This window comes from uncultured Algoriphagus sp. (genome assembly GCF_963974365.1).
In the GTDB taxonomy this organism is placed as follows: domain Bacteria; phylum Bacteroidota; class Bacteroidia; order Cytophagales; family Cyclobacteriaceae; genus Algoriphagus.
In genome coordinates this window covers 109,106-129,924 of record NZ_CAXBBX010000009.1, presented here as the reverse complement: position 1 = coordinate 129,924, position 20,819 = coordinate 109,106, and the positions used below count along the sequence as shown (strand labels likewise).

Annotated in this window: 25 protein-coding genes; 17 read left to right on the top strand and 8 right to left on the bottom strand. The window is 41.2% G+C overall.

Annotation, left to right across the window (positions count from 1 at the left end):
- Window positions 1-14 precede the first annotated feature (14 nt).
- Complete coding sequence (gene yihA / locus AACZ87_RS13460) at window positions 15-617, bottom strand: ribosome biogenesis GTP-binding protein YihA/YsxC (RefSeq protein WP_339867901.1); 603 nt, start codon at window positions 615-617, stop codon at window positions 15-17.
- A 123-nt stretch (window positions 618-740) separates the two neighbouring features.
- Between yihA and ubiE the strand changes: the two genes are divergently transcribed.
- From ubiE to AACZ87_RS13420, 8 genes are all read left to right on the top strand, one after another.
- Window positions 741-1,463, top strand: a complete 723-nt coding sequence (gene ubiE / locus AACZ87_RS13455) for a bifunctional demethylmenaquinone methyltransferase/2-methoxy-6-polyprenyl-1,4-benzoquinol methylase UbiE (protein ID WP_339867900.1) — start codon at window positions 741-743, stop codon at window positions 1,461-1,463.
- The gene (locus tag AACZ87_RS13450; RefSeq protein WP_339867898.1) at window positions 1,412-2,218 is read left to right on the top strand and encodes a porin family protein; all 807 of its coding nucleotides are present in this window, start codon (window positions 1,412-1,414) and stop codon (window positions 2,216-2,218) included. Before ubiE ends, AACZ87_RS13450 begins: the two co-directional genes overlap by 52 nt.
- A 125-nt stretch (window positions 2,219-2,343) precedes the next feature.
- A complete protein-coding gene (locus AACZ87_RS13445) occupies window positions 2,344-3,102 on the top strand; it encodes an SDR family NAD(P)-dependent oxidoreductase (RefSeq protein ID WP_339867897.1) in 759 nt (252 codons plus the stop codon).
- A 5-nt stretch (window positions 3,103-3,107) separates the two neighbouring features.
- Window positions 3,108-3,869, top strand: a complete 762-nt coding sequence (locus AACZ87_RS13440; RefSeq protein ID WP_339867896.1) for a M15 family metallopeptidase — start codon at window positions 3,108-3,110, stop codon at window positions 3,867-3,869.
- 170 nt (window positions 3,870-4,039) lie between these two features.
- Entirely contained in the window at window positions 4,040-4,774 is a 735-nt protein-coding gene (locus AACZ87_RS13435; RefSeq protein ID WP_339867895.1) for a ThuA domain-containing protein, read from the top strand.
- A 199-nt stretch (window positions 4,775-4,973) separates the two neighbouring features.
- Window positions 4,974-5,555, top strand: a complete 582-nt coding sequence (locus tag AACZ87_RS13430; RefSeq protein WP_339867894.1) for a NifU family protein — start codon at window positions 4,974-4,976, stop codon at window positions 5,553-5,555.
- A gap of 11 nt (window positions 5,556-5,566) precedes the next feature.
- Window positions 5,567-6,634: a DUF3810 domain-containing protein gene (locus tag AACZ87_RS13425; protein ID WP_339867893.1), complete on the top strand. Its 1,068-nt coding sequence runs from the start codon at window positions 5,567-5,569 to the stop codon at window positions 6,632-6,634.
- Between the two features lie 126 nt (window positions 6,635-6,760).
- Entirely contained in the window at window positions 6,761-7,660 is a 900-nt protein-coding gene (locus AACZ87_RS13420; RefSeq protein WP_339867892.1) for a M23 family metallopeptidase, read from the top strand.
- Here AACZ87_RS13420 and AACZ87_RS13415 read toward each other — a convergent pair.
- Window positions 7,651-8,562, bottom strand: coding sequence for a DMT family transporter (locus AACZ87_RS13415; RefSeq protein ID WP_339867891.1), 912 nt, complete (start codon window positions 8,560-8,562; stop codon window positions 7,651-7,653). The genes AACZ87_RS13420 and AACZ87_RS13415 overlap by 10 nt on opposite strands.
- Window positions 8,563-8,721: 159 nt before the next feature.
- The gene (gene dusB, locus AACZ87_RS13410; RefSeq protein WP_339867890.1) at window positions 8,722-9,711 is read right to left on the bottom strand and encodes a tRNA dihydrouridine synthase DusB; all 990 of its coding nucleotides are present in this window, start codon (window positions 9,709-9,711) and stop codon (window positions 8,722-8,724) included.
- Window positions 9,712-9,748: 37 nt separating this feature from the next.
- Between dusB and AACZ87_RS13405 the strand changes: the two genes are divergently transcribed.
- From AACZ87_RS13405 to AACZ87_RS13380, 6 genes are all read left to right on the top strand, one after another.
- The gene (locus tag AACZ87_RS13405; protein WP_339867888.1) at window positions 9,749-10,699 is read left to right on the top strand and encodes a CPBP family intramembrane glutamic endopeptidase; all 951 of its coding nucleotides are present in this window, start codon (window positions 9,749-9,751) and stop codon (window positions 10,697-10,699) included.
- A complete protein-coding gene (locus AACZ87_RS13400) occupies window positions 10,674-10,880 on the top strand; it encodes a DUF2007 domain-containing protein (protein WP_339867887.1) in 207 nt (68 codons plus the stop codon). The genes AACZ87_RS13405 and AACZ87_RS13400 overlap by 26 nt, the downstream gene beginning before the upstream one ends.
- Complete coding sequence (locus AACZ87_RS13395) at window positions 10,864-11,703, top strand: phosphatidate cytidylyltransferase (RefSeq protein WP_339867886.1); 840 nt, start codon at window positions 10,864-10,866, stop codon at window positions 11,701-11,703. The genes AACZ87_RS13400 and AACZ87_RS13395 overlap by 17 nt, the downstream gene beginning before the upstream one ends.
- A 70-nt stretch (window positions 11,704-11,773) precedes the next feature.
- Window positions 11,774-13,051, top strand: coding sequence for a Glu/Leu/Phe/Val dehydrogenase (locus AACZ87_RS13390; protein WP_283414714.1), 1,278 nt, complete (start codon window positions 11,774-11,776; stop codon window positions 13,049-13,051).
- A gap of 73 nt (window positions 13,052-13,124) precedes the next feature.
- Window positions 13,125-13,784, top strand: coding sequence for a phosphatidylserine decarboxylase family protein (locus AACZ87_RS13385; protein WP_339867885.1), 660 nt, complete (start codon window positions 13,125-13,127; stop codon window positions 13,782-13,784).
- A 100-nt stretch (window positions 13,785-13,884) separates the two neighbouring features.
- Entirely contained in the window at window positions 13,885-14,388 is a 504-nt protein-coding gene (locus AACZ87_RS13380) for a hypothetical protein (RefSeq protein ID WP_339867884.1), read from the top strand.
- Here AACZ87_RS13380 and AACZ87_RS13375 read toward each other — a convergent pair.
- Genes AACZ87_RS13375 through AACZ87_RS13355 form a run of 5 tightly spaced genes read right to left on the bottom strand, consistent with a single transcriptional unit; the run spans window position 14,385 to window position 17,827 of the window.
- Entirely contained in the window at window positions 14,385-14,858 is a 474-nt protein-coding gene (locus AACZ87_RS13375; RefSeq protein WP_339867882.1) for a Clp protease ClpB, read from the bottom strand. The two genes, AACZ87_RS13380 and AACZ87_RS13375, sit on opposite strands and share 4 nt — an antisense overlap.
- Window positions 14,855-15,367 carry a hypothetical protein gene (locus AACZ87_RS13370; protein WP_339867881.1) on the bottom strand — a complete coding sequence of 171 codons (513 nt, stop codon included), beginning with the start codon at window positions 15,365-15,367 and terminating at the stop codon, window positions 14,855-14,857. Before AACZ87_RS13370 ends, AACZ87_RS13375 begins: the two co-directional genes overlap by 4 nt.
- 59 nt (window positions 15,368-15,426) lie before the next feature.
- On the bottom strand, window positions 15,427-16,110 hold the full coding sequence (gene mnmD / locus AACZ87_RS13365) for a tRNA (5-methylaminomethyl-2-thiouridine)(34)-methyltransferase MnmD (protein ID WP_339867880.1): 684 nt from the start codon (window positions 16,108-16,110) through the stop codon (window positions 15,427-15,429).
- Entirely contained in the window at window positions 16,107-16,589 is a 483-nt protein-coding gene (ispF, locus tag AACZ87_RS13360) for a 2-C-methyl-D-erythritol 2,4-cyclodiphosphate synthase (RefSeq protein ID WP_339867879.1), read from the bottom strand. The genes mnmD and ispF overlap by 4 nt, the downstream gene beginning before the upstream one ends.
- The gene (locus tag AACZ87_RS13355; protein ID WP_339867878.1) at window positions 16,586-17,827 is read right to left on the bottom strand and encodes a pitrilysin family protein; all 1,242 of its coding nucleotides are present in this window, start codon (window positions 17,825-17,827) and stop codon (window positions 16,586-16,588) included. The genes ispF and AACZ87_RS13355 overlap by 4 nt, the downstream gene beginning before the upstream one ends.
- 203 nt (window positions 17,828-18,030) lie before the next feature.
- Here AACZ87_RS13355 and bshC point away from each other — a divergent pair, with 203 nt between their 5' ends.
- From bshC to AACZ87_RS13340, 3 genes are read left to right on the top strand one after another with little or no spacing between them, the layout of a single operon-like run.
- Window positions 18,031-19,596 carry a bacillithiol biosynthesis cysteine-adding enzyme BshC gene (bshC, locus tag AACZ87_RS13350; protein ID WP_339867876.1) on the top strand — a complete coding sequence of 522 codons (1,566 nt, stop codon included), beginning with the start codon at window positions 18,031-18,033 and terminating at the stop codon, window positions 19,594-19,596.
- Window positions 19,586-20,158 (top strand): 5-formyltetrahydrofolate cyclo-ligase, encoded by a 573-nt coding sequence (locus tag AACZ87_RS13345; RefSeq protein ID WP_339867875.1) that lies wholly within the window; start codon window positions 19,586-19,588, stop codon window positions 20,156-20,158. Before bshC ends, AACZ87_RS13345 begins: the two co-directional genes overlap by 11 nt.
- A 23-nt stretch (window positions 20,159-20,181) precedes the next feature.
- The gene (locus AACZ87_RS13340; protein ID WP_339867874.1) at window positions 20,182-20,679 is read left to right on the top strand and encodes a hypothetical protein; all 498 of its coding nucleotides are present in this window, start codon (window positions 20,182-20,184) and stop codon (window positions 20,677-20,679) included.
- The last annotated feature ends 140 nt before the right edge of the window (window positions 20,680-20,819 follow it).

The window sequence follows — 20,819 nt, the reverse complement described above, 5'->3', positions numbered from 1 at the left end:
ATCAATTAAATGATTCACCTAGCTTCATATTCTGTTACTAGTTCTTCCATAAACTTCGTCAATTCTTCTTTTCCCGTGCTAGCTTCTGCACTGGTGACGAAGTAGTCTGGATTCTCTCCAAACATCTCTCTGGTTTTCTTCAAAAACTTCTGGATGTTTTGATCAGTTTTTGACTTGGATTGCTTATCTGCTTTAGTGAAAACCAAAGCAGTTGGCACTTCCTGAGTCCCGCACCAAAGCAAAAATTCCAAATCTATTTGCTGAGGTTCAAGGCGGCTATCTATTAGGACAAAAACGCCACAAAGATTTTCACGCTTAGTCAAATACGTCGTAATCATGCTTTCCCAGCCTTGCTTTACTTTCAAGTTTACTTTGGCGAAGCCATAGCCTGGAAGATCGACAAGGTACCACTTGTCATTGATCATGAAGTGGTTGATGAGCTGGGTTTTACCTGGTTTTTGTGAGGTTTTTGCTAGTCCTTTTTGGTTGACGAGCATATTGATCAGTGAGCTTTTGCCCACATTGGATCTTCCGATAAAAGCAATCTCAGCGCGGTCAGGCTTTGGACAATTTCCGGGGTTCGAATTACTGATTACAAAGGTGGCTTTCTGGATCATCTGCAAGTATTTGAGTGCAAAAGTACGACAATATCCGAAAAGGGCAGGATGAAAGGGAAGTCTAACAATTTTCCATTCCTCGTGTTTCTTGCCTATTATTGTCCTTTCAAAGATAGAATTCCAATGGCCGTAGTACCTTATAAAGACAAGCAAGATTCCAAGAAAGATCAGGTAGCAGAAATGTTCAATAACATTTCTGGCAAATATGATTTGCTCAATCACGTGCTCAGCATGGGAATTGATATTACTTGGAGAAAAAAAGCAATTAAATATCTGAAAGATGATCAGCCCAAGTTGATCTTGGATATTGCTACTGGGACTGGAGATTTTGCAATTGAAGCGCTTTCTTTGAATCCTGATAAGATCATCGGAGTGGATATTTCCGAAGGTATGCTCCAGGAAGGACGCAAGAAAATGAAGAAAAAAGGGCTAGAGGATAAAATTGAGCTACAGCTTGGTGATTCCGAAGGACTACTTTTTGAGGATAATAAGTTTGATGCAGTCATCGTTTCATTTGGTGTTAGGAACTTTGAGAACCTGGAGAAAGGTCTTGCAGATATGTATCGTGTGCTGAAGCCGGGAGGCAAAGTGGTGATTCTGGAATTCAGCAAGCCCACCAAAGCACCGATGAAGCAGGCTTACGCATTTTATTCCAAAGCTATCCTTCCACAGATTGGCAAGATTGTATCCAAAGACAATTCTGCTTATACTTATCTTCCTGAGTCAGTACAGGCCTTTCCGGACGGAATGGATTTCCTGAGAATTATGAATAACGTTGGATTCACAAGTAACCTATGCAAACCACTCACATTTGGAATAAGCTCAATCTACGTAGGCACAAAGTAGTCCTACTGGGTTTTGTTTTTTTCTTCGCGGCGATTCCAACGTTTGGGCAGGGTATGTTTGGCTTGACTTCGGCTTCGAGCTCAGACAACAGGCCACTTTCTTACGGATTCTTTTTGGCAGCTCATAATAGCACGCTTCAAATCAAGTATACAGATGAATTTATGAATGCCTCTTCTACCGATCCTATGTCAGGAGTTAGAAGTATTCAAACTAAATTTTCCCCAGGGTTCTCCCTTGGATTTATAGGGATTTTAAGATTTCATGATCAGGTTTCATTGATGTTTACCCCGAAAGTTGGCTTCTATGAATACAAAACTGCAGTGACCTATTTCAATGACCAGATCGATACTGAATTAATCGGAGGAGATGTGGTACTTAGTGAAGAAAATCTTGGGAAAGTCATAGAATATAGCTCAGAAGCGACAATGGTCGAACTGCCACTTTTGTTTAAATATAGATCGGTCAGATGGAATAACACGAGGATGTATTGGCTAGGTGGTGCGAGCTACCAGTTTCGCACCAAAGGTCAGGACGAAGCCAATGTGGACGATATCGTGATGACTGGCCAAGACTTTTCTATAGAGGCAGGGATGGGGTTTGAGATCTATTTCAAATACTTCAAATTCGCGCCGGAGATTCGTTTTTCGCATGGGCTGATGAATGCCTATCAGGCTGAAAACACGCGTCCTGAACTTCGAAATGCAATTGAATCTATCAAAAGAAAGTCAATTACACTTTATTTGAATTTTCAATAAGAGGGATTGTGACATTTGAATATTGAAAAATTGTAAGATTTGGCAATGCCTATTTGAGGTGAACCATTTAAAATTGGACATTGATCATTGAGAGTTGTCCATTGATTATTTTTTATCTTGCCTTCATGAAAAACAAAATTGCCTTAGTCACAGGAGCGACTTCCGGGATCGGCAAAGCCGCTGCTATCACCCTCGCGAAAATTGGCTTTAACATCATTGCGACAGGAAGACGAGGGAATCGCCTGGAAGAATTGAAATCAGAATTGCCTTCCGGAGTTGATTTTTTGCCTTTGGTTTTCGATGTACGGGATAGGGAAAAAGTAAAGGAAATTCTTGACAACCTTCCTGAAAAGTGGAGAGCTATCGATGTGCTGATCAACAATGCAGGAAATGCACATGGAATAGATCCTGTACAGTCCGCAAGTTTGGACGATTGGGATGCGATGATGGATATCAATGTGAAAGGATTGCTGTATGTCTCCAGAGCAATTATCCCTAGCATGACAGAAAGAAAATCGGGAATGATCATCAATATAGGGTCTATCGCTGGAAAGGAAGTTTATCCCAATGGAAGCGTTTATTGCGGAAGCAAGCATGCCGTGGATGCCATCACCAAAGGGATGAGGATTGATCTGAATCAATTAGGAATCCGAGTGGTCGCAATTCACCCAGGTTTAGTTGAAACAGAGTTTTCCTTGGTGAGATTCAAAGGGGATGAGAATAAAGCAGACACTGTTTATCAGGGAATAGAACCTCTGGTCGCTCAGGATATTGCAGATATTATTGAATTTGCTGTATCTAGACCTCCGCATGTGACAATTGCCGATGTGGTGGTGCTTCCGACAGCTCAGGCTTCAGCCACTATTGTCACTAGAAATAAATAGAACCAATGAGATTCTTTATCCAACTTATGTTAATTGCTTTGATCTCCTGGAGTTGCTCTCCCAGTGAAGTGAATGTGATCGATGAAGAGGTGGAGTTTGTTGATGAATTGGCACGAGTGCTAAAGGAGGATGATCAAAAAGTGGACGTCCAGATTCCAGAATTAGAAAAGCAGTTACTGGAGCAAGGTTTGGTGGATGTACAGGAGGTTATTCCTGAGGTAAAAGTTGAGTTGAAATACTCCAGCGCCGATAATTTCTTTGAGCAGGATGTCTACGGAGATTTGACGAAAGCCTTTCTTCAGCCAGAAGTCGCTGAGCAATTGAGAAAAGCGCAGGAAATGCTTAAAGCTGAATATCCTGACTATACCTTGCTTGTATATGATGGTGTGCGTCCATCTTCAGTGCAACAGATCCTGTGGGACAATTTAGACAAACCTGACAGTTTGAAGCCCTTGTATGTAGCTGATCCCAAAAAAGGGAGTCTTCATAACTTTGGCGTTGCGGTGGATTTAACGATTTTCGACACGAAAGCTGACTCAACCTTGGATATGGGCACTGGCTATGATTACTTTGGCTATCCAGCTTATCCTGATCGTGAAGATCAAATGCTAGCGGAAGGAAAACTATCAGCTGCTCAGATCGCAAACCGAAATATTCTTCGTAAGGTGATGACAGAAAATGGCTTCACTGGTATCGGCTCTGAATGGTGGCACTTTAATGCCTTTTCCAGAAAAGAGGCTGGAGAGAAATTCGAAATGATCAAGTAAAATTTTGGCTGGAAGACGGATGACCGATGTAGCATTGTTTTAAGTGTTAGACATCTTCGAAGTAGCTTTTTTTAAAAAAAAGGCAAGAATATTATTAGCAATAATCAAAGCTCAAGTAATAAATTCAATGTTCAATTAACAAAATTAAATAACCCAACAACTCAAATCCTATGACCCTAAAACGTACATTTCTCACACTATCGCTGGTTTTCAGTATTGCTGTCCTAGCATCTGCTCAGCAATTCAAAGCATTGGTTTACACCAAAACAGCTGGTTTTCGCCATCAATCTATTCCCAATGCAGTAGTTGCAATGAAGAAAATGGGAGAAAAGCAGGTATTCAGCGTGTATACTTCTGAAGACCCTAAAGTCTTGGAAGAAGAAAGTTTGATGAAGTACGATGTGTTAATTTTGATCAGTACAACCGGGACTATATTTGATGAAAAGGCTCAGGCTTCTCTCCAGAAATTCGTTCAAGCTGGTAAAGGAGTAGTAGGTGTGCATGCGGCGGCTGATTCAGAATATCAATGGCCTTGGTATAATAAGATGATGGGTGCTTACTTTTTGTCCCACCCAGCTCAGCAAACCTTACGTCTTGAAGTAGTGGATCAGAATCATCCTTCCACTTGGCATCTACCTAAAAACTGGATGTGGACTGACGAATTATATGAATACAAAGACATCAATCCTGATTTGAAGGTCCTGATCAAAGCTGACGAAAGCACTTATAAAGTGTCTAAAGGAAATGGTGATAATCACCCGATGGCTTGGTATCATGAGTTCGAAGGTGGAAGAGTATTCTACACAGCATTGGGCCATGTGGATTCTGCTTGGGAGGATGATGTTTTCCTGAAGCATCTCTACGGCGGTATCTGGTACGCAGCGACTGGTCATCCTTTCAAGTAATTTGATAACTCACCATTCGTAGTTCGACAAGTCTATTGCTACAGACTTTCGCGCCAACTTTAACAGGTCTATGTGACACAGACCATGGAGGAGGTGCATGATTGGACATCCATTCAAATAAGTACATTTGAAATGAAAAACCGATTTGCTGGAACTTAATGTCAGCAAATCGGTTTTCTAAACAAAAATCAAGAATACCATGCTACAAGCACAAGCAAGACCTGTTCACCTCTACATGGAGGCTAATCCTAATCCGAATTCCCTAAAGTTTGTAGCCAACTTTATGTTGGTAGATGAGGGAGTGAGTTTTGATTTTCCAGATGCAGAAGGTGCGAAGATCAGTCCTCTCGCGCTGGAATTGTTTAATTTCGCAGCTGTAGAGCGTGTTTTTATCGCTTCCAATTTTGTGACAGTGACTAAGTCAGAGTCCGTAGAATGGGCGGAAATCCAAGGAATCGTCCGTGATCATATCAAGCAATACCTGGAAGCAGGCAAAGCGCCAGTTCCAGTTGCTTTTGAAAAAGATCCGCTTTTCGATGAGAATGATTCTGAAGTGGTGAAAAAAATCAAAGGAATTCTGGATGAGTACATCCGTCCGGCAGTAGAGCAAGATGGTGGTGCGATTGTTTTCCATTCCTTCCATGAGGGTGTGGTGAAGGTACAGTTGCAAGGCTCATGTTCAGGATGTCCTTCGAGCACAGTGACGCTGAAAGCCGGGATTCAAAATCTACTGACAAGAATGCTTCCTGAAGTGAAGGAAGTGGTAGCAGAAGGAGTTTAAGTTGGTTTTTTATGGGAAAGAGAGATTGGTCTTGGGCGATTCTTGGAGTTATTGCTTTGGGGATACGTTATTTGGCAGCTCAAAATCCTGAAGCAACTGACGATATTTATTCGAGAATTTTCTTTCCGGGGATCCGGAATGTTATTGATTTGACGCTGGGAAGACTGCCTTTTCCCAGCGTTTATTTGTTTATAGTGTCCGTGATGCTGATTCTTGGCTTTTATCTTTATAAGCTTCGCAAAAAAATCGGCTGGAAAAACAGAGTTCTCTATTCCTTGCGTGCATTTGCAAATGGAATTGGCGCATTGATTTTCTTTTTCCTATTCCTCTGGGGTTTCAATTACCAACGTACTCCTATCGTAAAGCAACTCAACCTCAGTCCGCGAGCCATGAATTTGGATGAGTTGAAAACCGAAGTGCTCATTACCCAGCGCCTAGCCCAGCAATACCGGAATGCGATCACTCGTGATACTACGGCTATTGAGGAGATTCTTGCCTATCCAGATTTGGAAAAGTTAGTGCGGGCAAACATTGCTGACAACCTAGACATGATGGGTTTGAATTTCACAGGTCGTCCACGGACAAAGCTGTTTCCACCACCTGGCTTTATGCGTAAAATGGGGATCTTGGGCATCTATTTTCCTTTTACCGGGGAAAGCTACATCGATCCAACCTTGCATGCCTTAGAGAAGCCTTTTACAGTAGCCCACGAGATGGCACACAGCTATGGTGTTACCGATGAAGGTGAGGCCAACTTTATTGCCTGGGTGATTTGTACCAATTCTGATGATCCACTGCTTGGCTATTCAGGTCAGCTCCGATTATTGAATTATCAGATTTCGGATTTCTACCGAATGGCTCCGGAAGAGTATAAAATCTGGGTGAAAACCTTGGATCCTGGAATCCGAAATGATATGATTTCCCTTCGAAAAGCAAGTGAAGCGATCAAAGCCTATTCTTTGGAGTTAAGCAGAAAAACGAATGATGTGTTTCTAAAAACTCAAGGCGTAAAAGCTGGAATCAACAGTTACCAACAATTACCTAAGTTGGCATTTGCATGGCGGGAGCGGATGAAGTGAGGTAGCGGTGTACAAAACAAGCTTCGATCTTTTCTATCTTTAGTTTGAGACATGCTTATAAAAACACTATTTTAGGAACTGTATTATTTTAATAGTTTCAACTAGCTGTTTTTAAACTTTCTTTCTATGCGGTCAATTGTATTCCTCCTCATTGTTTTGTTTTCCAGTCATACTACTTTCTCTCAAATTACCATAGAGACTGAGTGGAATAGCGATGGGGATATTGAGTTGTATGCGACTAATACCGAAAGATTACCCTATACTGTTTTGGTCGATGTGACAGCCCACAACAATGTGCTTCCTATTGGATCATCTGGTTTGGTCGTCGCTAGGCCTGGCAGATCCAAAGTGTCCACGTTGAAGCGGAGAACGGAAGGTCAGAGTACAAGTATTAGTTATACCTATTCCTTCATCAAGGGAGATTACTTTGCCAAATCGCGTTCTGAGCCGTTGTATCTCATTCCACTTCCCGAAGGTACGCTAGCTTCAGCTATTCGTATGACGCATATTGAAAACCGTCTTCAGCCACAGGAAGAGAATACAGACTACGTGGGTATTTCCTTTAGATTTGATTTGCCTACGGAGATTCTTGCGCCACGAAAAGGAGTAGTTTCAGCAATTAGCATGGAGCAATACGACGAGAAGCAAAATCTGGACTATGACAGGTCTGAGAATTTCATTGAGTTATTTCATGACGATGGATCATTGACTAAAATAATGGTTTTGCGGCCGGGAAGTCAAAAAGTGAAAGTTGGGCAAGAAGTGTTTCCTGGAGACGTGCTCGCTGAGTCGGCTGGGGAGGAGTATAATTCAGGTTTGCATGTGCGATTAGTCAATATGAAACCTATAAAAGATGAGGAGGGCAAGTTGAAGTACTTACTCGAGCCCATGAAATTCGTTTTTAAGGAAGGGCAGTCAGATTTTCCTGAAACGCAAAAAGTGGAGGTGGCTTATCCTGAAGAGATAGTCACTACCGAAATGAGTAAAAAAGAGAAGAAAGCCTTTGATGCGAAGGGTCAGGATTGAATTATTTTCTTTCTATTACCAAACCAAACTCCAATAATTACAGCTACGATACCGATGTAGTGTCCTAGAAGCAATACTTCTCCATCAAGTACTCCCCAGAAAATTGCCACAATTGGGATAATATATGTCACAGAAGCAGCGAAGACTGGTGTAGCTGTTTTTACCATCACATTGAAAATAATCAATGCGATAGCAGTACCCATCACTCCCAGTAAAGTTACATATCCCAGCGCTAGGATTGCCCCATCCATATTCACTACTTTATAGGAAAACTGTGTGCCAGCCATCAAGTAAACTAATGCCATTGGCAAGACCATCAATAAGGATATTGCAGTGATCTCAATCGGTTTTAGCTTTACAAATTTGTACTTGATGATGTTCAGATTGAATCCATAGCAGACACAGGCCAAGAGTACGAAAAATGCGTAGGAGTTGATGTCGGTGAATGCTCCAAATCCAGAACCTTCCTTCACAGTTACTAAAATAAATACACCGATAAAAGCGATTGCAAGACCAATTCCATTACGTCTTGTAATTTTTGAATTGAAGAATAAAGCTCCTATGACAACTACTGCGAGAGGCGTAAGGGCATTCAGAACGCCCGTAAGTGAGCTACTGAGTTGAGTCTGAGCTTTGGCAAAAAGGAACGCAGGAATGAAGCTACCTACCAATCCCACAATTATGAGATTTTTGATTTGGCTTTTGTCCAGATTTTTAATCCTAGGAATGGAAAGTGGCAGGAGGAAAGTTGCCGCAGCCACAATTCTGTAAGCTCCAACCTCTCCTGGGGAGAAAACTTCCAATCCTCGCTTGATCAAGATAAATGAGCTGCCCCAGATTAGAGACAACAGAATAAGTAAACCCCAGTTTTTGAGATTGCTATCGTTGGTGGTAGTGGACATTGGCGTTGGCAGAGAATTGTCTGCATTGCAAAGGAAGCAAAACCAAAGAATATTTGTTTCGAAAAATAGAGTCAGAGGGTAAAAAGTTTAAGAGACAAAAAATAGAAAAGTGGTAAGATTGAAGAGAACCTTTCAACCTTACCACTTTTCAACTTTCTCCTAAAAAACGTGATCTGCATAGACGTCAGAAACTTGATTTAGAATTTCGCACACATGTTCGTAAGTTTCTGCTGTTACCATTTCAGTACGATACTGTTTGAAGTTTGGCATTCCTCGGAAATAGTTGGTGTAATGTCTTCTCATTTCGAGAATCCCAAGTTTTGGGCCTTTCCATTCTACTGAGAAATCCAGATGCTTCTTTGCGACAGCAATCCTTTCCTCCAATCCAGGAGCAGCTAACTTTTCTCCAGTAGCTAAGAAATGCTTGATTTCATTGAAGATCCAGGGGTATCCAATAGATGCACGACCGATCATCATGCCGTCCACGTTGTATTTGTTTTTGTATTCCTGCGCTTTTTCAGGAGTGTCTATATCCCCATTTCCGAAAACAGGAATGTGAAGACGCGGGTTGTCTTTAACCAGATTCAAATAACTCCAATCTGCTTCGCCTTTATACATTTGAGCTCTGGTACGGGCGTGAATGCTGATTGCTTGAATTCCTACATCTTGGAGACGTTCAGCCACTTCCACGATACGGATGGTGTTTTGATCCCAGCCGAGTCTAGTTTTCACTGTAACTGGAATGTTTACAGCTTTTACGATCTCCGCAGTCATGGAGACCATTTTATCGATATCAAGAAGTATCCCCGCTCCAGCGCCTTTGCATGCAACTTTGTTTACTGGACAGCCATAATTGATATCTAGAATGTCTGGTTTTGCTTCTTCTACGATTGCTGCTGCTTCACGCATAGATTCGATCTCATTTCCAAAGATTTGAATGCCAATTGGCTTTTCATAATCGAAAATGTCCAGCTTGGCCACACTCTTTGCAGCATCACGAATCAATCCTTCCGAGCTGATAAATTCCGTGTACATAAGGTCTGCACCGTTCTCTTTGCATACTGCTCTAAACGGTGGATCGCTCACATCTTCCATTGGTGCAAGCAACAATGGGAAGTCCCCTAACTCCAAGTTTCCTATCTTAACCACTTCTTATTTTAAATTTGCGCGTAAATTTACCTCAATTATGGAGATATACGAAACGGAATCAGAAATTGCCAAGAGGAAGAGTTGGCTTTTGTCCCTGGTAGTCATTGTTTTAGTGGGTTTGGGAGTATTAGTAGTGCTTCAAGTAATTGCTTTAGCTGTTGCGCCTTTTCTATTTAATATCACAATAGAAGAGATAATGGGGCTTATGACAGGTGATTATGCCGCTAATAATGGGCGCATGGCCATGTTTTTTGTTCAAGGAATTGGTTCTGGAATTGGTTTTTGGCTGGCAGCCTATGTGATTACTCATTTTATAGATAATGCGGACCTGCATTGGGAAATTCAATTACCGAGATTTAATGCTAAAGGTGCGGGGTTGGTCTTTCTGATCGCAGTAGGAGGTATGCTTTTCAATGGGCTGTTAGTCTATTGGAACTCTCAATTGGTTCTTCCGGAGGCTTTTTCTGGCCTCGAGATTTGGATGCAAGAAATGGAGACCCAGTTAATGGAGATGACTAAATACCTCACCGATTTTCAGACTATACCAGAGCTACTAATGGGTATTTTAGTCATTGGAATTCTAGCTGGAATAGGTGAAGAAATGTTTTTCAGAGGTCTTATCCAGCCAAAGATGCATTTATATACAGGGAATGGTCACGCCGGTGTATGGGTGACGGCTTTTATTTTTTCAGCAATTCACCTTCAATTTTACGGGTTTCTTCCCCGTTTATTTTTAGGAGGTATGTTTGGTTACCTTTATTATTATTCCGGAAGTCTTACGTATCCTATCTTAGCCCATATTTTAAATAATACGGTGACTGTATTGATGGTATATGCGGCTAATCAAGGAATGATAGATTTTGATATGGAGTCAACAGACACGGTGTCATATCCTGCTGCTATTATAGGATTATTGGTTCTTGTGGCTGGAATCTATTACTTTAAGAAAATAAATAAACCCAATGGAAAACTGGATCAAGGTATTTGAAAGTGCTCAGCAAGTGAGAGCTGAAATCGTGAAAGGAGTATTGGAAGAGCACCAGATACAAGCTGTCGTATTGAATAAAAAGGAAACGGTCTATCAGATTTTCGGAAACTACGAGGTACATGTACAGCGAGAAAATATGATACCGGCGAATAACCTAATCCAGAATGAGATCACGTTTTAGTATCAATAATTACAGTAATCTAGGTCAAAGAGCCATTACAGGATTGTTTGGAGCATTGGTGATAGTGGGTGGATGCATCTATTCCGAATATACTTATTTTTTGGTGTTTGCAGGAATTCTTGGTTTTTCCCAAATGGAGTTTTATAAACTCAGTGGGCTAGATGGAATGCTGCCGTTGAAGAGTTTTGGGACATTTCTAGGCCTGATGATTTTTTGTTTAACCTTTTTGGTTGAGCAAGAGCATCTTTCCAGTAACTATTTCTTTCTGATCTTCCCTATTGTCTCACTCACCTTTTTTATAAAGCTTTATCGTAAAACTGACAAAAAACCTTTCACTGGTGTAGCCTATACTTTTTTGGGTCTTTTCTATGTCGCTGTACCGTTTTCACTGCTAAATCTTGCAGTATTCTCAGTGGATGCTACCTATAATTATGAGATCATTATTGGCTGCCTATTGATTCTTTGGGCAAGTGATACGGGAGCATACTTTGCGGGAACAAAATTTGGTAAGACTAAGTTATTCGAGCGTGTCTCACCGAAGAAATCCTGGGAGGGATTTTTGGGTGGCGCATTTTCAGCAATAGGAGTTGCTTTCATCTTAACGCGGTATTTCCACGTTATTGATGATTGGAAGTGGCTAGTCATAGCTGGGATTATCATTATTGCAGGCACCTATGGGGATCTGATTGAGTCGCTTTTCAAGCGATCTATAGAGATCAAGGACTCAGGAAAAGGGCTTCCTGGTCATGGGGGATTTATGGATCGTTTTGACGGATTGTTACTTTCGGCCCCATTTATCACTGCCTTTTTGAAAATCTTCTAATTTGAAGCCCTCTTGATTGAAAATCTGCTTAATATTGCACCGCATTTGAATAACTAAATCAAACCCGAATATGGCTTACATTGAACCGGCTCCGATTAAGGACAAAGAAAATCCTCTGGAGTCAATGATGGAAAGATTCAACATTGCCGCTGAAAAGCTAGGCCTCTCCGACGAGGTGTACAATGTTCTGAAAAATCCAGCCAAACAAGTTATCGTATCCTTACCTATCACCATGGACAATGGGAAAATTCAGGTCTTCGAAGGGATACGAGTAATTCACTCAAATATTCTTGGCCCAGCAAAAGGCGGTATCCGCTTCGCTCCCGATGTACACATCGACGAGGTGCGTGCTTTAGCAGCTTGGATGACTTGGAAATGTGCCGTAGTGGACATTCCATACGGTGGAGGCAAAGGCGGTGTGAGATGTAATCCTAGAGAAATGTCTAAGGGTGAAATCGAACGTCTTGTCAGAGCTTATACCATGGCTATGATTGATGTTTTCGGTCCGGACAAGGATATTCCAGCGCCGGATATGGGAACTGGTCCCCGAGAAATGGCTTGGCTAATGGATGAGTATTCCAAAGCAAAAGGGATGACAGTAAGTTCGGTTGTAACTGGTAAGCCTCTAGTTTTGGGAGGTTCATTGGGAAGAACTGAGGCGACAGGCCGTGGAGTGATGGTGACTGCTTTGGCAGCTATGCAAAAATTGAAAATTAATCCATTCCAAGCGACATGCGCTGTTCAAGGCTTTGGAAATGTGGGTTCATGGGCAGCTAGATTGTTGGAAGAAAGAGGGTTGAAAATCGTAGCAATCTCTGACCATACGGGTGCTTTTTATAATGAAAATGGGATCAATATTGTAGAGGCCATCGCTTATCGCGATTCTAATAACAATAACCTGGAAGGCTTCAAAGGCGGGGAGAAAATGCTGGATGCCGGTGATTTGCTTACATTGGAAGTGGACGTGTTAGTTCCTGCTGCTGTAGAAGATGTGATCACTATTCACAATGTAAACGACATTAAAGCCAAGCTCATCGTAGAAGGTGCAAATGGTCCTACGTCGGCAAAAGCTGATGCAATCATTAATGAAAAGGGCATCATGGCAGTACCTGATATCTTGGCAAATGCCGGTGGTGTGACTGTTTCTTATTTCGAATGGGTTCAAAATAGATTGGGATACAAATGGACTGCTGACCGTGTAAACAGACGCTCAGACCGTATCATGAAGGATTCCTTTGAAATGGTCTATCAAGCTTCCCAGAAGTACGATGTACCAATGAGAATAGCTGCATATATCGTTGCAATCGATAAAGTAGCGAAGACATATACATTTAGAGGAGGATTCTAATACCCTTCTCTCAAAAGAATATTTTATCTTTGAGGCGTGGGGGATTTCCCCGCGCCTTTTAGTTTATAAGCATATGACCATACACCGCGAAGGACGAGTTTTGTTATTTTGGCTACTAATTATTTTAGTTGCCGGGAATTATTTGATCATCTACTTTATGCCAGATGCTAGAGTGCTTTCTAATGTTGCTGTTTTAGGAAGTATAGTGCTTTATCTAATTATCCTCCAGTTTTTCCGTAGTCCCATCATCCAATTGCCAACCGATGAAAGCCTGGTCTATGCTCCTGTTGATGGGAAAGTGGTAGTGATTGAAGAAGCATTTGAAGATGAATATTTGAAAGAGAATCGCAGGCAGGTGTCGATCTTCATGTCTCCAATCAATGTGCATATCACCCGATCTCCGATTAAGGGTATTGTGGAGTTTTTCCAGTATCATCCGGGGAAATATCTCGTAGCTTGGCATCCAAAATCAAGCACTGAAAATGAGCGAACTTCTATGGTAGTGACCCATGAAAATGGCACAAAGCTTATGGTAAGACAGGTAGCTGGAGCTCTAGCTAGAAGAATAAAATGGTATGTAAAGCCAGGTTCAGAACTTGCTGCAGGCGGAGAATTTGGGTTTATTAAATTTGGCTCACGAGTGGATATTTATCTTCCACTGGATGCTGAGATCTTAGTGGGATTAGAAGAGAAAACTAAAGGAGGGAAGACTCCAATTGCCAGGCTGGCATAAGCAATTTCGCTGTTAAGAAAAATACTTTTGAATTAGTTTGAAATTTGTAGCGATTAAAGACTTTAGTTCGTTAAGGATTTATAACTCCAATTTTTCTACTATGAGATACTTAACCTTACTTATTCTAACTAGTTTTGCTATATCACTTTATAGTTGCACTGACGTTGAAGAACCAAGATCTGCCTTATTTGGTACTTGGGAAAATCGAAATTATGTAGACTCCTTAGAGGTATGGTTTGTAAATACTTACCAGTTTAGAAATGACAGTCTTTTTGATGTTGCCTCTACTGTAAGAGAAACTGAAATCGGAGAGGATTTAGGCTACAGATTGATATCTACTGCTTGGTATAATTTCGATGGAGATATTTTTCAATATTATTATGATGATGGGTTATTTCATTTTGGAGGTAGGGATGATGATCCATTATACGTTCCTAAAAAAGATTTAAAACCAGGCATAGTTGACTTTTTCAGGATACCAAAAGGCAAATTGACCTTTTCGAGTGATTTGCGCCAGTTTACTTTTCAGGAAGATTGCTGGGCAGTCAGCTCAACTAATGACTGTATAGAGTTTCCTGCACAGACCTTCATTCGAGTGGATTAACGCCTCTTTTTACTGATGTAAACCCAATATCCCAGCCCGAGGGTACTCATAAAAAATATAGTGGTAGTCCATTCAAATGTTCTGCGGGCAGAGAGCATTTTTTCTATGGACTTTTCTCTTTCTGCAACCGCTCTTTTTAACGCCTGCACATCCTTTTCCTGCTTGAAAGCGATGGCTTTGTAGTCCTCGCCAGTTTGAGTGGCTGTAGTTGTTTCAATATCCCCAATCATTCGCAGTTCATCCATGATCAGATTATCTTTTGCGATGATGCGCTCAAGCCAATCATTTGTTTCGATCATATCTTTTTTGGTGCGATTACCAAAAATTCCTGACTTTTTACTTTCCGATTCTTTCCATTGCTGGGTCAGGGCATCTCGGTCCTGAACCATTTTTTCCAATTTAGCTTGGCCTGCTTCAGTGAACTGAGGTGTGAATGCATTTAGAAAAGTAAGGAGTACTATCAGAATCATTTTTCTTGAGATATTAATGGACTTAATATTAACGAATCAGGGAGTGAAAAATTCACTTTGGTGCGAATATAAAGGAAAGCGAACACTGCCATGCCCAAGGAGAATATGAGAATTGCTGATTCATACTTCCAAGACGTAAATTCTTGACTTTTTATTTGCTCAGTTTTCTGCGCTAGAGCACTTTTTAGCTTTTGAATATCTTGTTCCTGTGAAAGTGTGATTGCTTTATAGGTTTCATTTTCAGAAAGAATTGAAGCCTCATCTATTCGGTTATGAAGTTTCAGCTTTTGAATAATCGCATTATCCTTTTCAATGATTCGCATTACCAGTGCATAATTAACTGTTGGTTTAGCGGGGATTTCTAACCCAAATACGACTGAGCTTTCATTTGATTCTGCTTTTAACTGCTGAATCATGGACTCTCGCTCTGTCAATAATGTGGACGTAGCATTGCTAGCGTAGATCTGAATTGGTAATAAAAATAGCCAAGTAAAAATTGCAGTTTTCATATGAATAGGGGTTGGTGGTTTTTCCGGATTTCTATCCAAACTGCATTCCAGTTGGCTATTTATTTTTTCCAGCCTCGTGTCATTTCTTTTTTTCCGGGAGGTCCTGGTAAAGTTTCTACCTCAAGTCCTAAATCTTTCAAGTCTCTTTTGAGCTGGCCAGTGGCACAATAGGTCGTAAATATTCCGCCCGGATTCAAAGACTCACAAACCTTGCTGAGAGCTTCCTTTGACCACATTTCAGGTTGTTTACTTGGTGCAAACGCATCGTAGAACACCACGTCAGTTGGGTAAAGTACCACCTCCTCCAGCGTAGTTTTCTCTTTTTTCATATTGAAATATTCCGAAAGGACTACTCCCTTATCCCAATCAGCTTTGTGTAAACGCTGCAAATACGGCTTGTAATGAAAAATCGCATCATCCATATCACCGTAATTTAATTGAGAATAAATATCCTCAGGTAGTGGAAATGGTTCAATGCTGTGATAGAGTACAGGGATCTGATTTTGCTCCGCCCAAACGAGCGTTAGCCAGGCATTCAAGCCGGTACCAAACCCTACCTCAAAAACGCGGAGAGGTTTTTTAGTTGGGTTATTGACGATCCAAGAGTCCAATCCGTACAACATAAATACGTGAATGGATTCCTTGAATGCTCCGTGGAAGCTGTGGTAGGTTTCTTTTAATGATTCATTGTAGAGGGAGTGCGACCCGTCCTCTGTGGTGATGATTTTCAAGTTGTCACTCATACAGAATAGATTAAAGCAGTACAATAAGCCGACACACCTTCTTGTCTCCCTACAAAACCCAATTTCTCAGTTGTGGTAGCTTTGATAGAAATGTCATTTTCAGAAACGTTCATCACTTCTGATAGGCACTTCTTCATTGTCGGGATATGTGGATTTACTTTTGGAAGTTGAAGGCAAATTGTGGTATCTAAGTTGCCCACTTCGTAGCCAGCTTCACGGAGTAGTATCATTACTTTAGAAAGCAGAATCTTACTGTCTATTCCTTTGAATTTCGGGTCCTGATCGGAAAAGTGGTAGCCAATATCCCGCAGATTCGCAGCTCCTAAGAGCGCATCACAAATCACATGGATCAACACATCCGCATCAGAATGACCAACGGCACCCTTTTCATGTTCTAATTTTATTCCTCCAAGCCAGAAGTCGTAGCCCTCTTTTAGTTGGTGGACATCGTAGCCGAAACCTATTCTGAATTTGTTCATGCAGGTACAGATTTATAATATAAGACAGAGGAGTTCTCTTCACGGATCAAGCGGTTCGCCCAAGTCATGATTTCCTCCCCTTTTATGTTTGATTTATTTTCGAATTCCTCGTAATACAGGTCCGGATTACCAAGCTGCGCATAATTAGCCAAATTCATTGCCCGATTAAGTACTTGAATTGACTCGTAGGTTTTCATTGCTTCACCTTGGTTCTTTACTTTTTGTAATGCGTGTTCAGATATTTCAGAGTTTAGAAATTTTGAAACCACTTCATCCAGCCCCTGTTCTGCTTCTTCGGCGGAAACTCCACTTTCCATTTTTCCGGAGAAAATAAGTAAACCAGGATCTACCGAACCTAATACATAAGCTCCTACTGCGGCGAAAAGTTTTCCATTTTTTACCAGGGTTTGCTCAAGGAGTGAGGACTTCCCAAATCCAATAATGTCTGTAATCAAATCAGCTTCCAGATACCCATCGGCAAGTTTGGCTGGCATTTTATAGGCTTTGTACAATGCGTCTGTTGGGACGTCAGCTTCTACTAGTTTGGTTCTTTTGGCGAGCTGAGCAGGTTCAACTGGTATTTGGTGGTTGGATTTTGAAAGATTTGGAATCGTTTCAAACCACTTCTTGGCCAAGCGCTTTACCTCCGCTTCAGTCACTGCTCCAGCGACGACGAGGACAGCATTGTCCGGTCTATAATTCGCCTGATAAAAATCCCAAACATCCTCTTGGGTATAGTTGATGATATCGTTTAGATTTTGGCCAATGGTTGGCCATCTATAGGGGTGTGTTGTATAGGCAAGGTCTCGCAAATGGTGAAATACATCACCATAAGGCTGATTGAGGTAGCGCTGCTTGTATTCCTCCATCACTACTTTCCGCTGAGTTTCGATTGTTTTCTCGCTCAGCGTCAATTGTAGCATACGGTCAGATTCCAGCCAAAATGCTGTCTCCAGATTTGCGGCAGGAATCGTGATGTAATAGTTCGTAATGTCAGGACTGGTAAATGCATTACAGGCACCACCGACACGCTCGAGTTCGCGATCGAATACAGGAACATTCGCAGAACTGCCGAACATTAAATGTTCGAAGAAATGGGCAAGTCCGGTTTTGCCGAGTTTTTCATTTCGGGATCCGACTTTATATAAGAGGTTGAAAACGGCGATTTTGCTGCCGTGATCCTCGTGGACGATCACTTCTAATCCGTTTTCTAGGAAAAATCTTGTGTAGGGTAGCATAATTGTAGCTTGCAAAGCTAAGATAATTGGCAATTCTGGCTAATCAGCTGGATAGATTTTAAGTAAACCTTAGCGATGAAACCTGAGTTTAACCAGAAACAGTCCCTTTGGTGTAAGCATTCCTGATTTTTTCGAAAAAAAAACGAACTTTGGAATGATTGCCTAAGTTAGTTTTCCAAAATAACCCTCAGCTCAATTCCCTTATGAAAAAACATTGCGTAGAACTTCACGAGACTGGACAGTTTTCACAATTTTTTTTGGATTATATCGGAGGGAAAAAAGAATTACATCCTTTTTATGCTCACGCTCCTAAGCTGGAGAGTTTCAAAGAGGCAATAGCGCAAAAGACTTTTTCAGATGAAAATCGCAAAGTGCTGGTAGAAGCGCTGCATAGTCAATATGCGAATCAGGAGGTGAGTTATGCTGTTTCTTCCAATATTAAAGCATTAGCTTCAGCCGGCACATTTACTGTGACTACTGGACACCAGTTGAATTTGTTCACTGGTCCACTTTACTTTATTTACAAGATCGTTTCCACGATTAATCTTGCTAAGAAATTAGCAGAGACTTATCCGGAATACAAATTTGTGCCTGTTTATTGGATGGCCACTGAGGACCATGATTTTGACGAAATCAATTATTTCAAACTTGACGGCAAGAAATATCAGTGGAATTCTGATCAGACTGGTGCTGTTGGCGATTTTGAACTTGATAAGAGTTTTAAGGAATTTCTTAAATCTGTATCCTTTGCTCCGCAGGTATTTGTAGATGCATATACTTCATCTAAAACGCTGGCGGAGGCAGTCCGCAAGTATGTGAATTCACTTTTTGGCGAGGAAGGTTTGGTGATTGTGGATGGAGATGATGCGAGTTTGAAGCGGGAATTTACAGACGTGATACTTTCTGATTTGTTCAAACACAGGCCTTTTGTAAAGGCAACTGAAGCGACTGAGGCATTGGAGGAATTGGGATATAGCAGTCAGATCTTCCCGCGGGAAGTGAATTTCTTCTTCCTGGACAAAGGGATTCGGGAGCGGATTGAAAAGATGGATTCTGGATTTGGTGTGGTAAATACCGAATTGCGATTTTCTGATGAAGAAATGGAGGCTTTGGTAAAGTCAAATCCAGAGCGATTTAGTCCGAATGTAGTCTTGCGTCCGCTTTATCAGGAAGTCATCCTGCCAAATCTGGCTTATTTGGGAGGTCCAGCTGAAGTGGTTTATTGGCTTCAGCTAAAGCGTGTTTTCGATCATTTTAAAACTCCTTTTCCTGTCTTACTACCTCGGAATTTCGCTTTGCTCGCAAACGAAAAAGTACAGCGCAAAATGCAACAATTGAATTGGACTATTGAGGATTTATTTGTGGACGTGGAGCACTGGAAAAAGACTTTTGTGAAGACAGAAGCAAGTATGGATATAGAGCTAGAAAAGCAAAAGGAAGTAATCTCTGCGCTTTTTGATGCAAAAGGTAAGGAAGCTGCGCATTTGGAGAAGACCTTGGAAAATGCATTCGAAGCTGGGAAAGTGAGATCATTGAAGATCATTGATCAAATGGCCAGAAAGCTGCGTAAAGCAGAGGAACGTCGTTTGCATACACAGATTGAGCGTGCCTGTTGTATTCAGGAGCTAGTGAAGCCAGGAGGTAGCCCACAGGAGCGGGTGGTAAATATGATGCAGTTTTATCTTGCAAATCCAGATTTGATCTCTGAGCTGTTGGATTGCTTCGATCCGCTGGATTTCAGAATGATGGTATTGACAAATGAATCTTGATAAGCATCAGCTAAGAACTTTTTATAAAGAGCTTCGTGCGGCTCTTTCAGATGAAGAGCTTGAGGAGAAATCTCTACTGGTGTCATCTAATGTCATTACTTTTTTGAAGGATAAAAACGAGCTCCGAAACTTTCATTTATTTTTTCCAATCTCAAAACAACGCGAGATTAATACCTATCCAATAAAAGACTACCTAGATACAAGGGAAAGTTTTATTTACACTTCACGAGTCATAGATGATTCATTGGAATTGCAAACCTTGCTATTAAGGTCAAATACAAGATTTAAAAAGGATAAATGGGGGATTCCAATCCCGCTAGAGTTTGAAGTAGTAGGTAGCGAGTCGATTGAGGTGGTTTTTGTCCCATTATTGGCATTTGATCAAAGGGGCAATAGGATCGGATTTGGCAAGGGATATTACGATGTATTACTTACGGGCTTGAAGCCGTCAGTTCTGAAGATAGGTCTGAGCATATTCCCTCCTGAGCTTAGGATTCCCGCAGAAATTCATGATATCCCACTGGATTATTGCATTACGCCAGAAAATATCATTACTTTTTGATCTTGTTTAAATAAATGTATTACATGCGATATACTTCACTTACGGCATTTGCTGTGTTAATTCTAATGTTTTCCTTCATCATAGAATCCAAGGCGCAGCTCAGGGATTATAATACGATGATCGGGATTACAGGCGGTACTAACATAGGTGGAACTGTTAAACAATTTATTTCCCAGCAAGGAGCAGTTGACCTTTTGGTTTATAGAAGGTGGAAAGGTTGGGTAGCTGCAGCACTTTATGAGCATCACAAGGACATCAGGGAGTTCAGAGGATTGGAGTGGTATGTGGGTGGTGGTGCGCATTATGGGATGTGGAAAGATGGAAAGGGAGAGCCTCCGTGGGTTTATAAAATTGACCAGGACTACAATGTATTTGGAATAGATGCGATTGCTGGTTTAGAATACAATATCAATAAAAGCAACTTCTATGTGGGTTTGTATTGGAAACCCGCTTACAATTTTACTGACTTCACGAAGTTTTGGGAGGATGAAGCGGCCTTTACGCTGAGGTATTCTTTGTAATAAGGGGCAAATAGTGGTGGGGTAATTTTTTTTTTTTTTGTTAATGTTTGTTGGTTGTACCCATGACCAACGATGAACATTATTCTTCTTTATTTCTGATCAAAGAAGGCTAGAAAAGCTCAAGTTTTTTGGCGGATTAG